Origin of the sequence: Gluconacetobacter takamatsuzukensis (assembly GCF_014174275.1) — a bacterium.
Classification (GTDB): Bacteria; Pseudomonadota; Alphaproteobacteria; order Acetobacterales; family Acetobacteraceae; genus Gluconacetobacter; species Gluconacetobacter takamatsuzukensis.
The window spans coordinates 20,254-33,113 of record NZ_JABEQK010000017.1; the positions used below are offsets into that span (position 1 = coordinate 20,254).

The window sequence follows — 12,860 nt, forward strand, 5'->3', positions numbered from 1 at the left end:
AAAGCCGCCCTGCCGGCAGGCCGACGCCTCGCAACCCAATCATTTGATAACGAATGGGTTTCCAAAGGGCGACTGCCCTTTGGCGGGTTTCAGGGCAGCGCCCTGACCTTCTCCCGGTCCAGCGTCCGCGCGACGCTGAACAGTTCCCCGATCAGCCGCGATCCCGCCTGCGCGCGCGGGGCCAGCAGCGAGATGACCATGCGCACGCTGCAATCGGCGATCGGCAGCGTGTGCACGCCCCGCCGCCCACCATATTCGCTGGCCGCGATCACGCCCGCGCCCAGCCCGGCGGCGACGGCCTCCACCATCGCCTCGCGCCCGTCCACCGTCAGGGTGGGTGTGCAGCTGATGGCGTGGCGTTGCAGCTCGCCGGCCAGCAGGCGCTGGGTGGCGGAGCGCGATTCGCGAAAGATCAGCCCCTCGTCGGCCAGCATGGCAAAGGAGACGCTCCTGCGGGCGGCAAGGCCGGATTGTTCATGGACCAGCGCGATCAGCGTGTCCGCGCGCAGGGTCTGCGCATGCAGGCGGGCATCGACCGCGGCCGCCGCCGTGACCGCGACATCGACCGAGGCCGCATGCAGCCGTTCGAGGCAGGTATCGGCATTGGCGATGGCCAGGCTGATGCTCACATGGGGGTAACGCGCCCGAAAGGCCGCGATCAGCGCCACCGCAAGGTCCGGCGCATCGCACACCATGGACAGGGTGCCGAATTCCAGCGCCGCCGCCTGCGACAGCAGGGCCGTCGCCTGGCGCTCGGCATCGAAGATCGGCTGGATGACGGCCAGCAGCCGGCGGCCCAGCTCGGTCGGCTCCACCGTCCGTCCGCGCCGGTGAAACAGCACGCAGCCATAATCCTGCTCCAGGCGCCGCACCTGGTCGGAAATCGCGGGCTGGGTCAGGCCCAGCGCCGAGGCGGCGGCGGAAAAGCCGCCATGGGTCGCGACCGCCTGCACCGCCCGCAACTGCACGTACTGCATGCCGTCCGCCATCCATAAATTCAATCGATACGCCGATAATTATTATCGATTTTATTGCGTCATTGCCAGTGCGTTATGGTCCCCGCGTCGCAGGCGGAGCAGGGCGCGTGGCAGGGCATCATTCCATCGAGGCGGTGATCTTCGACTGGGCCGGGACGTTGGTCGATTTCGGGTCGTTCGCGCCCATGGCGGCATTTGTCGAAACCTTTGCCGGCTTCGGCCTCGCGATCGATATCGAGGAAGCTCGGCGCCCGATGGGCCTGGCCAAGCGCCCGCATGTCGCCGCCCTGCTCAACCAGCCGCGCATCGCCGCCGCGTGGCAGGATCTCTACGGCCATGCCCCGGGCGACGTGGCCATCGACCGGGTGTACGAAGCCTTCGTTCCCCGCAACGTCGCGGTGGCGGCGCGCCATGCGGTGCCGATCCCCGGTGCTGCGGCGTGCGTCGCATCCCTGCGCGGGCGGGGCCTGCGGATCGGATCGACCACTGGCTATACGCGTGAGATCATGGAGGAAATCCTGCCGGCCGCCCGCGCGCAGGGGGTGGAGGTGGATTGCCTGGTCTGCGCCGGCGAGACCCCCACCGGCCGCCCCGGCCCGCTGATGCTGTGGCGGAACATGATCGCGCTGAATGTCTGGCCCGCCTGGCGGGCGGTGAAGGTCGATGACACGATCGTCGGCGTCGCCGAGGGGCGCAATGCCGGGGCATGGAGCGTGGGCGTCGCGGTCTCGGGTAATGTGTTCGGCTGCACCCCGGCGCAGATCGCGGCCATGCCGGCCGAGGAATTCGCCGCCCGGCGCGACCGCGCCCGCGCCGAACTGCTGGCGGCCGGCGCGCACGCGGTCATCGACAGCGTGGCCGACCTGCCGGCGATGGTGGAGCATCTGGATGCACGGCTGGCCGCCGGCGAGCGCCCGGATACCGAATTGCGCACCTTCCCATGACCGCCGGATACGATTTGGCCGTCGTCGGTGCCGGGATCTGTGGCCTGGCCCATGCGCTGATCGCCGCCCGCCGGGGGCGGCGGGTGATCGTCATCGATCGCGACCTGGCCGCCAACGGGGCCTCGATCCGCAATTTCGGCTTCATCACCGTCACCGGGCAGGAACGCGGCCGGTCCTGGGCGCACGCGCGGCGCAGCCGCGACATCTGGGCCGAAATCGCGCCCGAAGCCGGCATCCCGGTGGTGCAGCGCGGATTGCTGGTGCTGGGGCGCCGGCCGGAGACCATGGCGGTGCTGGAGGCCTTCCGGCAGGACGAAATGGGTGCCGCCTGCACCCTGCTGGGCCGCGAGGCGCTGTCCTCCTGGCCGGGCCTGCGCGGCGACGCCATGCTGGGCGCGCTCTATTCGCCCCATGAGGTGCGGGTGGAATCGCACGAGGCCATTCCGCGTCTGGCGCGCTGGTTGCAGGACCGGCACGGGGTGACGTTCCTGCGCGGGGCCAGCGTCTTTTCCGTAGCCCCGCCGCGGCTGGAAACCAGTCGCGGCACGATCCATGCCGACGCGGCCATCGTCTGTCCGGGCGACGATTTCCACACCCTGTTCCCCGACCGCATCCGCCCCCACGGGCTGACGCGCTGCAAATTGCAGATGATGCGCCTGGCCCCCGGCGGGGTCGATGCCGCGCAACCGGCGATCATGTCCGACCTCGGGGTGGGGCGGTATCGCGGCTACCACCATCTGCCCGGCCACGCCGCGCTGATGGCACGGCTGGAGGCCGAGCAGCCGGCCCATCTGGCGGCCGGCATCCACCTGATCGCGGTGCGCGCCGCCGACGGCAGCCAGATCGTGGGCGATTCCCACGTCTATGCGGATCAACCCAACCCGTTCACGGACGAACGGGTAGACAAGCTGATCCTGTCCGAACACGCTGCCGTCCACCGCACGACCCCACCGGTCATCTCGCGCTGGACCGGCACCTACGCCAGCGGCCCCGAAACCATGCTGATGGAACGCATATCCGACAGCACCCGGCTGGTCATCGTCAGCAGCGGCACCGGCGCCAGCACCTCATTCGGAATCGCGGAGGAAACGCTGGCCGATCTGTGGGGGTGAGGGGATAACGCGCCCCTATTGCATATCCAGGCCGTTGCGGGCGAAGTCCATACGCGATGGATCGTCCGGTTTCGTTTGCGACGAAGACGGATCGCAATCTTGGCGTGGCCTCAACGTCGGCATCCATCGTGGCATTCGACCAGCGTCGAGGATAACGTGACTGAAACACAAGCCCCGCGTCTTCCAGGATTGGATGTATTGCGTGCCGCGGCGATTGTCTGGGTCCTGTTCTACCACGCCAGCCTGTTCGATTTTATTCCGGACTCCTGGTGGATTGTCGGGTTCGGATGGTTCGGGGTCGATCTCTTCTTCGCCCTGAGCGGCTTTCTGATTGCCGGGCAATTACTGAGGCCCGTTGTCCGAGGCCGAAGCCCCGATTACGGGCGCTTCTTTTTTCGACGTCTGCTGAGAACGCTGCCCGCCTTCTTTGTTATCGTCATGGTCTATCTCCTGTTTCCGGCCCTGCGTGAGACACCCGTACTGCCGCCGGTATGGGAATTTTTCACGTTTACGGAAAATCTTCTCGTTCACATCCCCCCGCAAAAGGCCCTTTCACAGATCTGGTCGCTGTGCGTGGAGGAGCAATTCTATCTGGTTCTCCCCCTTGCCGTTGCATGCCTCTCCCTGAAACCGACGCCAATGCGCACCGGCGCCGCCATTCTTGGAACCCTGCTGATGGGCATCCTGATCCGGGGAGCAATCTGGTTCGACATTCACGACCATTTCTTTCCTGCCTATCAGGAGCTGATTTATTATCCCACCTGGGCACGCCTCGACGATTTGCTGCTCGGGGTCGGTGCCGTGACAATCCGCGTATTCAGGCCGCGCTGGTGGGGCCGGATCGTGAAATATCCGGATCGTCTGCTCGGAGCCGGCCTTCTGGGCATCGTATGCGCGATGGCGGCCCTTGCTTATGCCTTCACGAATTTGTGGACAGTCATGCTGGCACCAGTGCTTGTCGGCGCCAGCATGATGCTTCTTGTGACGGCGGGCAGTACCGATCGTTCCGTCATCGCGCGCCTGTCGTGCAAGCCTGTCCGCGCATTGGCCGCGGGGGCCTACAGCCTCTATCTCAGCCACAAGATAGCGTTCCACATCGTCAGGGATGCCCTTGCGCCTGCGATGCGGCTGTCGCCCCTGGCCACGATCCTGCTGGCGTTCCCGGTGGCGCTGGTTCTCGGAGCCTGCCTCTACTGTTGTGTCGAACGACCGTTTCTGAAATTGCGGACCCGATTGGGCGGCCCGGCGCGGACCCCACTCATGGCCGATATGGCCGCCGAAATGAGGTGAGTCCCCAAGAGACAGAAAAAGAACAGAGGCAGGTGCGGCCTTACCACCGATAGGCGAGGGTGACGAACACCGCGCGGCCGGGCGCCCAGGCGCACGCGACGGAGCGGGTGCAGATCGCGACATAGTGGCGGTCGGCGATGTTGGTACCGTTGAACTGGATGGATGTGCGTCGGTAATCGACATGGGCGACCAGGTCCCACACCACCTGGCTGGGCACCGCGAAGGTTTCGGGCAGCGCCCCGGCCGTATTGCCGGTATAGCGCACGCCGCCGCCGATGCCGGTGACGAGATCCTGCGCAAGACGGAAATCACGCTTCAGGAACAGCGAGGCCATGTGCGACGGCACGGCGACGGGCCGCTGCCCGACCTGCGCGGTCGTGGTCGATTTCGTGATTCGCGGGTCCTGATAGGTGAAGGAGGCGAGGAAATCGATCTTCCCCGGCAGGCGGCCGACGCCTTCGGCCTCGAACCCCTTCGTTCGCTGTTCGCCGGCCTGGATCTGGTAGGTCGAATCGGCCGGGTCGGTGGTGAGGATGTTGGTTTCCACCAGATCGAAGAAATCGGCCGTCAGCATGAAATCCTCTCCCCACGGCGTTCCGTGGGGCGGCTTGTATTTCAGGCCCGCCTCGACCTGCCGCCCCCGCGTCGGCAGGAACGGGGTGTTGAGCCGCGTCGTGCCCACCTGCGGCTGGAACGAGGTGGAATAGGCGGCATAGGGCGCCAGGCCGATCGGGGAGGTATAGAGCAGCCCGGCGCGCCCGGTGAAGGCATTGTTCGCCTGTGGCGTGCGCAATTTGGTCAGGTTGTCGACGGTCAGGCTGTCCGTGAAATCGCCGCGTCCGGACAGGGTCAGGTGAAAATCGTGCCAGTCGGCCTGCTCCTGCGCGTACAGGCCGGTCTGGCTTTCGGTCTCGTTGGTGTTGGTGGTCGTGGCATAGGTCGGCCAGGTGATGGGGCGATAGACGGGGTCGTACAGGTCCAGCGAGGGCGCGGCCCGCTGCCCCCGCCGGTTGGCCAGGAAATCGCTGCGGAAATCGACGCCGGTCAGCAGTTCATGCCTTACCGGGCCGGTGTGGAAGATCAGGTCGGACCGGGTGTCGAGCGTGACATTGTTGTAGTTGGCCGATTGCAGCAGCGCCTGCCGCGTGATGGTGCGCTGGTCGCTTTGCAGGGCCGAGGTGGTCACGAAACGGTAGGCCAGGTCGAGATGCGCGTAGCGCATGTTCTGCGTGACGGTCCAGTTGGGCGCAAGGTGGCGCGTGAAACTGTAGCCGATGGCCGCCTGCCGTTTGGAATAGACATCGTAATCGGCATCGCTGCTGAGGAAATCACGGGCGATGCGGCCATATTTCGTGGCGGTGATGGTGCCCGCGGCGGGCAGGAACTGCGCGGTCGACCCCGCATCGAGCTGTTCGAAACTGGCCAGCAGCGTCAGGTCTGTTTTGGCGTCCGGCTTCCAGCTCAGCGACGGCGCGACATAGATTTCGTTGTTCTTGATGTTCTTCGCATAGGTATCGGATTTGCGGATCAGCCCGTTGAAGCGCCATAGCAGCGTCTTGGACGCATCGAGCGCACCGCCCAGATCGGCGGCACCCTGCACCCGGCCGTAGGAGCCGGTCTGGAAATCGATCTCGTCCTTCTGGTCAGCGCGCGGCCGCTTGCTGACGGCATTGATGATGCCGCCCAGTTGCCCGGAACCGTACAGGGCCGATGTCGCGCCGCGCAGGACATCGATTTCCTCCAGCCCCCAGGGCTCGATGCTGAACGACTGGGACGACGCGGCATCGGGCGTGCGCGTGCCGTCCAGATAGATATCGGGCGAAAACCCGCGAATGGTCCCCAAATACCCGCGCGGATCGTCCTTCGACCCATAGTCGGAAACGCCCGCCGAATAGCGCACGGCCTCGGAGACCGAGCGGGAATTCAGCACCGCCATGCGTTCCTGCGTAATGACCGTGATGTTCTGCGGGGTCTGCTCGATGGGCGTCGCGGTCTTGGTCGCGGCGGTCCCGGTGCGGGCCAGCAGCGTGCGGCGCGTGCCCGAAACGTCGATCCTCTCGGGTGTCGCGGTGTGCCCGGCGGGCGCAGCGGGCTTCGTGGCATGCGCCTGGTCGCGCGCCGTGCCGTGCGGCGGCGCCTTGTCGGGCGTGGACGCGGCAGCGGAGCCCACGAGCAACAGCAGGCCGGAGGCAAGGCAAACAGGCTGTCCGGCGCGGAAACGGGAAGGGGGCATGGTCCACCATCGATGTTGGCGGACCTGATTTAGTCTTGATGAGAATAACTATCAATAACATTATGAGGGGGTACCGACCGGAGGGCGCCAGTATAAATCCTTTACGGACGGCAAGCTTTGCGGATCGGCGAACCGGCAGGGACCGGCGCGCGTTGTGGCGGATCGGGATCACCTGCGCGCGCAATGTCCTGCTCCGGTCGGCGGGGGATCGAAGCTTGTTGCTCTCGCCCGCGTGATGCGTCATAGGCCTGCCGCTATGAACGATCATGAACCACGCCCGACGGGAGGCCGCATGACCATGGACCGTACACCGCAGCGGAACACGGGCAAGCGGCGGATCGCGGCCGGTTCCGCCGGACTCTGCATGGGCGTGGCCCTGTTGGCGGCCGGCCCCGCGCGGGCCGAGTCGACGGGCCGCGCGACGCACGCCGCGCCGCGCCGGCCGGCAGCCGCGAAGCCGGCGCCGCACCCGGCCCCCCCTGCGCCGGAGGCGGTCGAGGTCAGCGGCATCCGCCGCGCCTTCACCCATGGCGCGGCCCAGCACCTGCCCGACGCCGATACGCGCGTGACGGCGGAACGGCTGACCGAGCGGGGCGTGGTGGATCTGCGCGGGCTGGAATATGTGGCGCCGAACCTGACGGTGCAGACCATCAACGGCACGGCCTCGACCAATTTCTACCTGCGCGGCCTGGGCTTCAACGACTTTACCCAGAACAATATGGGCCCGGTCGTGACCTATGTGGACGACGTGGCCTATCCCTATTCGACCATGGCTTCCGGGCTGATGTTCGACATGGCGGACGTGACCGTCACCCCCGGCCCGGTCGGCACCGAGCATGGCCAGTCGACCACCGGCGGCGAGGTGAAGCTGCGGACGAACGACCCCACCGACACATTCCATTACGGCGCCAGCCAGGACATCGCCTCCTACGCTCGCAGCCGCAGCAATGCCTATGTCTCGGGGCCGATCGCCGACGGGCTCAGCTTCCGCCTCGCCGGGCAGGTGAACCAGGGCGGCGGCTGGCAGACCAATCCGCTGACCGGCGCCCATCTGGGCGACGCCAATAGCTGGGCGCTGCGGGCCAAGCTGAAATGGACGCCGGACGCGCGGACCACCATCATGCTGTCGGGCCATGTGGTGCGCGACGAGAGCGAGGTGGTGGGCGCGGTGCCGATCGCGCGCCTGATCGGCTCGGCGCCGATCCCCTCCGTGGGGTGGACGCAGACGGAATGGTCGGCAAAACAGCCGTTTACGAGGTTGATCGGGCGCCAGGACGGGCTGAAGCCCAGCGAGGATAACTGGTTCTGGGGCGCCGACCTGCATATCGCCCACGATTTCGGCCCCGTCACCGTCACCGCCGTCAGCGCCTTCGAGACCGAGCGCGAGGGCGAATATACCGACCAGGACGCGACGGCCGCGGCCCAGGCGGATGCCTATCGCACCATCGCGGCCAACAGCTTCACGCAGGAACTGCGCGTGGCGAACAGCCATGCCGAGGACCGGCTGCAATGGGTGGTCGGCGCCTATTACCAGCGGTCGCGCATGAACCAGAATTTCTATTTCGACTACACGGACTATCTGCCGGCCCGTGGCTACATGCAGGTCTCGACCTTCGGCCTGAACCAGGAGGCGACGTCGGAATTCGGTCATGTCAGCTACCGCCTGCCGCGCAATGTGACGCTGTTCGTCGGCCTGCTGCACGAAATCGACGACCGGGGGCTGACCGGCCTGACATCGCAGATCTATGGCGGGCGCACGCTGAACTTTCATGGCGAGAACACGGCGGCGGCGCAGTTCGCGGGCCAGGTCGGCGTGTCGTGGCAGGCGACGCGGAATGTCCTGCTCTATTACAAGATGAGCAAGGGCTTCAAACCCGGCGGCTTCACCGCCAACAACACGCAGGTCCAGGGGCAGCTCGATCCGTTCCGGCCGGAAACCGTACTGACTTACGAGCTGGGGCTGAAGAGCGACCCGATCCCCAACGTGCTGCGGATCAATGCTGCTGCCTTCTACAACGATTTCCACAACCAGCAGATTCTCGGCACCATCCTGCTGCCCAATTACGGGCCGCTGAGCCAATTGACCAACGTGCCGAAATCCGAAAGCTGGGGCTTCGAGGGCACGATCGACCTGCATCCGTTCCGCCATGTGTTCGTCACCCAGAATATCGGCTGGCAGCGCGGCATCTTCCAGAATTTCCCCACCGTCAACCGCGCGAAAACCAACGCCTATTACGCGCAGACGGGCGTGTGGAAGGCGATCAACGACAATTTCTCGGGCGTGGATAACGGCCAGCCGAAACTGACGCTGAACGGGCAGCTCGACTGGCGCCAGGCCGTCAGCCACGATTACGCGGTCGAATTCGGGCCCAACTGGGTCTATCGCGGCGCGCAGGCCATGACGCCGGGCGGCACGGGCTTCTATCGCCTGCCGCCCTATTTCCTGCTGGGCGCGCATGTCACTCTGCGGCCGGCGTCGGACCGCTGGCAGGTCACGATCTATGCGTCGAACATCCTGAATCGCCAATATTATACGTCCGGCGGCCAGGCGACGACGACCTATCTTTACATCCCCGGCGCGCCCCGGTTCATCGGCGGCCGGGTGTCCTGCGGTTTCTGACAGGCTGGCCGCCGGTCGCGCCGACGGCCAGCAGGCTGTCGGTCAGAAAATGTCCTTCATCAGGTCGTCACCGATCCCGAATCCGGCGCCCGCCGCCATGGCCTGCCCGAAGCCGGACCCCAGCAGATTGCCCAGGAAGCCGCCGGATTGCCGGGGCTGGGGCGCTGCCTCCGGCTGGGGCGGCGGCGGCGCGGTTTCGTTGGCCATGGCGGCGTGCAGCGCCTGAAGCAGCGCCGTGACCTGCTGCTGTTCGGCCTGGAACGACAGGGCGACCTCACGCAGGTCCAGCATCCATTCGCGGGCCTGGGAATCGCCGCCATTCACGGCGGCCTGCAACTTGCCGCCCAGCGTCTGAAGCGCCTGGGCCGATTGCTGGGCCTGCGATTGCAGCTGGGTATAGGCCTGGTCGATGGTCTGGATATCCATGGTCAAATCCTGTCCGGGAATGTCACGGCCGATATCCTAGAGGGGTTGCGCGGCCCTGTCAGGCCGCGCCCCATGCGCATCCGCCATACCGTCACCACGCCGCAAGGCGCGCATGCCCCGCCTCAGGGCCGGGCGGCGGTCTCCCGCGAGAGCCGGACCAGAAACACCACCGTACCGGCATAGAAGATGAGAGACGCCGGAACGACACGGCTGACGATTTCATGAAACATCGCGACGACAAAAACGAATTCAAGCAGAATCGCGCCGACCAGTTGCAGCCGTGGCAGAAGGAATAGCAGCGCGGCGAGAATTTCCGTGCCTGCGAGGGCATCGATGAAATGGACGCTCACTCCCGAAACTTTGGCGTGCGCGGCCGCGCCGACGTCCAGGATCGCATGAATGCTCGCCCAGACGATACAGGCGACAAAAAGCGCCCGATAGGCCCACTGGGCCCTTTGAATGTTCATATGGGCACCCCGCATGATTTATCCCGTTCCCGCCCACCATGTTCCCCGAAATCTATTTTCGTGCGGTGCGGGCGTCGTCCAGCCGGTGCGCATCCGCCGCGGTCAGCTCAAGATCGTAGAGGCCGCGCAAGGTCTTGATGCGCTCGAGCGTTTGCGCGCCGAACGGGGCCTTGCCTTCGAACGCGTGCAGCAAGACGCCTTCCAGCAGGTCTCCCAGGCTCATATCGAGATACTCGGCGAGTCCCTTCGTGACCTTCAGGATACGCTTTTCGATCCGCACGCCCGTCTGAACGCGCTCGACCGTGTGCCGTGTCGTGTCTTCACTCATCGCCATCTCCCGCAGTCTTTCTCTCGGATGTCGTCACATCGTCGCCGACGCCGCCACGGCGTCCACATCGAACGCACGCAGATCGGGGGCAACCCAATCCTGCCGTGCCTCTTTCGAAAAAAGCAGTTCACGGCTCCAGAAACGCAGCAGGACATCCTGCCTCGCGGCCGGCGAGGCAAGAACGGCCCGGCAGGAAGCGACGCAATCCCCACGCTCTCCCCGGAACACGATCGCCTCGACGATCGCGACGAACGCCATGGTGATGGTGTGGTGATAACCCCGGGTCTCGTCGTTTACGCCACCCGCCGCCACATTGTAGCGGCGAATCAGATCGGGCAGGTCCGCGCGCCAGTCACGCGTCGGATATTTCACGAGCAGATAGACCATCATGATCAGATGTTCACGATGGTGGTAACGGTCGGAGGGGAAAGTCCCGTCCAGAAACCCTTCTCCGACCTCCGCGATCTCCCCCGCGTCAGGACAGGTGTCGGTGATCATTTTGCCTTCGCTCGTCTTCATGCAGCGGCATAGAGCCCGTAATGGGCCCAGCGCGATACCTTGGTACCAAGGTAGCGGTTATTTTGCAAGATCCGATCCGACGGGGGGCATGTTTCGCCGGTATCTCGAGGTATCACGGGAAAAATGCCGCTGTACCAAGCGCAGGATCGAAAGTCCGGCCGCTTTGCCGCCAGGCTGCACGGCTCTACCGGTCGATCTCGAATCCCTGAGCGGGGACCGGGCCGGTCGGTATTCGATCCGGGTCAACGATCGGTTCCGCACCTGCTTCGTCTGGAAGGACGACGGGCCGCATCCGGTCGAAATCGTCGATTATCACGGAGGAGCATGACCATGGCGGATGGGACCAACGAGATCCGGCTGGACAACGTCACCATGGGCGCTGTCCTGCGCGAGGAATTCCTGGCGCCTCTGGGCCTGTCGGCCCGCGCGCTGGCGGCCGAGACGGCCATCCTGCCGGGCGAGCGGTCCGGAACGACCGCCGAGTTCTGGATGAACCTTCAGGTGGCCCACGATCTGGAGGCCGCCCGTAGGCAACTGGCCCGGTCGCGCGCGCACCGGCACGCCTGACGGGACCGTTCACTTTCCTCGTAAAACAGTCTGATTCCCTGGCGGAAGCGGCACATCTTGCCGAGATTGCCACGTCTCGATTGGACGAAATTGGCAAACCCAGGAAAGATAATAGCAAACTTTCATCTAACCAGATGATTTTGCATGCAAGTTTTAGAGAATGGCGGACCCGAAAGGATTCGAACCTTCGACCTTCGCCTTCGGAGGGCGACGCTCTATCCAGCTGAGCTACGGGTCCGGAGACGCCTCCATACCCCGAACCGTTTCGGGGCGCCAGCCCCTGCCGGGCAATTATTTGCCGGGCAGGTCGTCCAGCGGCGCCAGGATGGGCGGTGGGCTGTCGCTGCCGTCCGGGGGCAGGGCGCGCCACACGGCGGCGGCCACGTCGCCGCCCGAGGGCAGGGGGCGGTCGGGGTCGGCGACCCATTGCGCGATGTCCTGGATCGTGGCCTGCCGGCTGCGGCCGCGCAGCAGCAGGTGATAGCCCTGCGGGATATAATCGCGGCGCACGCCGGGCGGCAGGCGGCGCCACAGGGCGGCCATGGCGGGCGGGGGGACCAGCTGGTCGTGGCCGCCATAGATCACCAGCGCCGGCCCGCGCAGGCGCGGGGCATCGTCGGCGGCCCGGTGCATCAGGCCGGCCAGTCCGGCGACGGCCTGCATGCGCGTGGCACGCAGCGTCAGCGGGTCGAAATAGAGGCGCCGCATCGCCGCCATGTCGTCGCCCGCCACGACATGGACCGGCAGTTCGTGGCCCGTCAGCCGCCAGTCCGGCGCGGCGGCGGCCAGCAGGCGCAGCACGGTTTCGGGGCCCGCGCCCAGCTTCCACACCGCCGGGGCCAGCAGGATGGTGCCCACCACCGGCGGGGCGTCGGGGCGGGCCATCAGGCACGTCAGCACCGCGCCGCCCATGCTCTCGCCCAGCAGATATAGCGGCACGCCGGGGTGGCGGCGGGCGACCAGCAGCGCCTCGTCACGCGCATCGGCCACCATGCGTTCGGCCCCGGCCCACCGGCCGCGATCGGCCATGCCGCCGAAGCCGCGCTGGTCGGGGGCGTAGAGGGTGATGCCCTGCGCGGCCAGGGCGGGGGCCGCGAATTCCCACGCGTCGCGGCTGTCGTCGAATCCATGCAGTGCCAGCATGACGGCCCGGACCTGTCCGCGTGCGGGCCAGATCCGGGTCGGCACCCCGGTGCCGTCGGGCAGGCGCAGGATCGTGTCGGGCGGCACCAGACGGCCATCCGCCGCCCAGGCGGCGGGCGGGCGCGGCAGCGGCGGGTCCTGCATCGCGCACCCTGCAAGCAGCAGGAGCGGGGCCAGATAGCGCAGGCGTGACAGGCGGAGGTTTGAAAGCACGGTGATCCTGCGTATCATCCC

Annotated in this window: 12 protein-coding genes and 1 tRNA gene; 5 read left to right on the forward strand and 8 right to left on the reverse strand. The window is 66.2% G+C overall.

Annotated features, from left to right (window positions below; genetic code table 11):
* Positions 1-89: 89 nt before the first annotated feature.
* Positions 90-989 carry a LysR substrate-binding domain-containing protein gene (locus HLH27_RS15985; RefSeq protein ID WP_220790454.1) on the reverse strand — a complete coding sequence of 300 codons (900 nt, stop codon included), beginning with the start codon at positions 987-989 and terminating at the stop codon, positions 90-92.
* Positions 990-1,084: 95 nt separating this feature from the next.
* On the opposite strand from HLH27_RS15985, the gene phnX reads away from it, so the two are divergent.
* From phnX to HLH27_RS16000, 3 genes are all read left to right on the forward strand, one after another.
* The gene (phnX, locus tag HLH27_RS15990; protein ID WP_338029934.1) at positions 1,085-1,921 is read left to right on the forward strand and encodes a phosphonoacetaldehyde hydrolase; all 837 of its coding nucleotides are present in this window, start codon (positions 1,085-1,087) and stop codon (positions 1,919-1,921) included.
* On the forward strand, positions 1,918-3,033 hold the full coding sequence (locus HLH27_RS15995; protein ID WP_182951043.1) for a TIGR03364 family FAD-dependent oxidoreductase: 1,116 nt from the start codon (positions 1,918-1,920) through the stop codon (positions 3,031-3,033). Before phnX ends, HLH27_RS15995 begins: the two co-directional genes overlap by 4 nt.
* Before the next feature lie 156 nt (positions 3,034-3,189).
* Positions 3,190-4,323: an acyltransferase family protein gene (locus HLH27_RS16000; RefSeq protein ID WP_182951044.1), complete on the forward strand. Its 1,134-nt coding sequence runs from the start codon at positions 3,190-3,192 to the stop codon at positions 4,321-4,323.
* A gap of 40 nt (positions 4,324-4,363) precedes the next feature.
* Here HLH27_RS16000 and HLH27_RS16005 read toward each other — a convergent pair whose 3' ends face one another.
* Positions 4,364-6,556 (reverse strand): TonB-dependent siderophore receptor, encoded by a 2,193-nt coding sequence (locus HLH27_RS16005; protein ID WP_246375959.1) that lies wholly within the window; start codon positions 6,554-6,556, stop codon positions 4,364-4,366.
* A 364-nt stretch (positions 6,557-6,920) separates the two neighbouring features.
* Between HLH27_RS16005 and HLH27_RS16010 the strand changes: the two genes are divergently transcribed.
* Positions 6,921-9,176: a TonB-dependent receptor gene (locus tag HLH27_RS16010; RefSeq protein ID WP_408870864.1), complete on the forward strand. Its 2,256-nt coding sequence runs from the start codon at positions 6,921-6,923 to the stop codon at positions 9,174-9,176.
* Between the two features lie 42 nt (positions 9,177-9,218).
* Here HLH27_RS16010 and HLH27_RS16015 read toward each other — a convergent pair whose 3' ends face one another.
* From HLH27_RS16015 to HLH27_RS16030, 4 genes are all read right to left on the reverse strand, one after another.
* Entirely contained in the window at positions 9,219-9,602 is a 384-nt protein-coding gene (locus tag HLH27_RS16015) for a hypothetical protein (RefSeq protein ID WP_182951045.1), read from the reverse strand.
* Positions 9,603-9,724: 122 nt separating this feature from the next.
* Positions 9,725-10,084, reverse strand: coding sequence for a hypothetical protein (locus tag HLH27_RS16020; RefSeq protein ID WP_182951046.1), 360 nt, complete (start codon positions 10,082-10,084; stop codon positions 9,725-9,727).
* Between the two features lie 37 nt (positions 10,085-10,121).
* Positions 10,122-10,397 carry a hypothetical protein gene (locus HLH27_RS16025; RefSeq protein WP_182951047.1) on the reverse strand — a complete coding sequence of 92 codons (276 nt, stop codon included), beginning with the start codon at positions 10,395-10,397 and terminating at the stop codon, positions 10,122-10,124.
* A 33-nt stretch (positions 10,398-10,430) separates the two neighbouring features.
* Positions 10,431-10,916, reverse strand: a complete 486-nt coding sequence (locus HLH27_RS16030; RefSeq protein ID WP_182951071.1) for a hypothetical protein — start codon at positions 10,914-10,916, stop codon at positions 10,431-10,433.
* Between the two features lie 330 nt (positions 10,917-11,246).
* On the opposite strand from HLH27_RS16030, the gene HLH27_RS16040 reads away from it, so the two are divergent.
* Positions 11,247-11,483 carry a helix-turn-helix transcriptional regulator gene (locus tag HLH27_RS16040; RefSeq protein ID WP_182951048.1) on the forward strand — a complete coding sequence of 79 codons (237 nt, stop codon included), beginning with the start codon at positions 11,247-11,249 and terminating at the stop codon, positions 11,481-11,483.
* Between the two features lie 161 nt (positions 11,484-11,644).
* On the opposite strand, the gene HLH27_RS16045 is transcribed toward HLH27_RS16040, so the two are convergent.
* Both HLH27_RS16045 and HLH27_RS16050 read right to left on the reverse strand, forming a co-directional pair.
* Positions 11,645-11,721, reverse strand: a tRNA-Arg gene (locus HLH27_RS16045).
* 53 nt (positions 11,722-11,774) lie between these two features.
* Positions 11,775-12,857, reverse strand: coding sequence for an alpha/beta fold hydrolase (locus tag HLH27_RS16050; protein ID WP_182951049.1), 1,083 nt, complete (start codon positions 12,855-12,857; stop codon positions 11,775-11,777).
* Positions 12,858-12,860: the final 3 nt, after the last annotated feature.

Excerpts from the sequence above, each read along its gene's own strand:
- HLH27_RS15985 (WP_220790454.1), bottom strand. The coding sequence starts at position 989 with ATGGCGGACGGCATGCAGTACGTGCAGTTGCGGGCGGTGCAGGCGGTC.
- HLH27_RS15995 (WP_182951043.1), top strand. The coding sequence starts at position 1,918 with ATGACCGCCGGATACGATTTGGCCGTCGTCGGTGCCGGGATCTGTGGC.
- HLH27_RS16005 (WP_246375959.1), bottom strand. The coding sequence starts at position 6,556 with ATGCCCCCTTCCCGTTTCCGCGCCGGACAGCCTGTTTGCCTTGCCTCC.
- HLH27_RS16010 (WP_408870864.1), top strand. The coding sequence starts at position 6,921 with ATGGGCGTGGCCCTGTTGGCGGCCGGCCCCGCGCGGGCCGAGTCGACG.
- HLH27_RS16015 (WP_182951045.1), bottom strand. The coding sequence starts at position 9,602 with ATGGATATCCAGACCATCGACCAGGCCTATACCCAGCTGCAATCGCAG.
- HLH27_RS16020 (WP_182951046.1), bottom strand. The coding sequence starts at position 10,084 with ATGCGGGGTGCCCATATGAACATTCAAAGGGCCCAGTGGGCCTATCGG.
- HLH27_RS16025 (WP_182951047.1), bottom strand. The coding sequence starts at position 10,397 with ATGAGTGAAGACACGACACGGCACACGGTCGAGCGCGTTCAGACGGGC.
- HLH27_RS16030 (WP_182951071.1), bottom strand. The coding sequence starts at position 10,916 with ATGAAGACGAGCGAAGGCAAAATGATCACCGACACCTGTCCTGACGCG.
- HLH27_RS16040 (WP_182951048.1), top strand. The coding sequence starts at position 11,247 with ATGGCGGATGGGACCAACGAGATCCGGCTGGACAACGTCACCATGGGC.
- HLH27_RS16050 (WP_182951049.1), bottom strand. The coding sequence starts at position 12,857 with ATGATACGCAGGATCACCGTGCTTTCAAACCTCCGCCTGTCACGCCTG.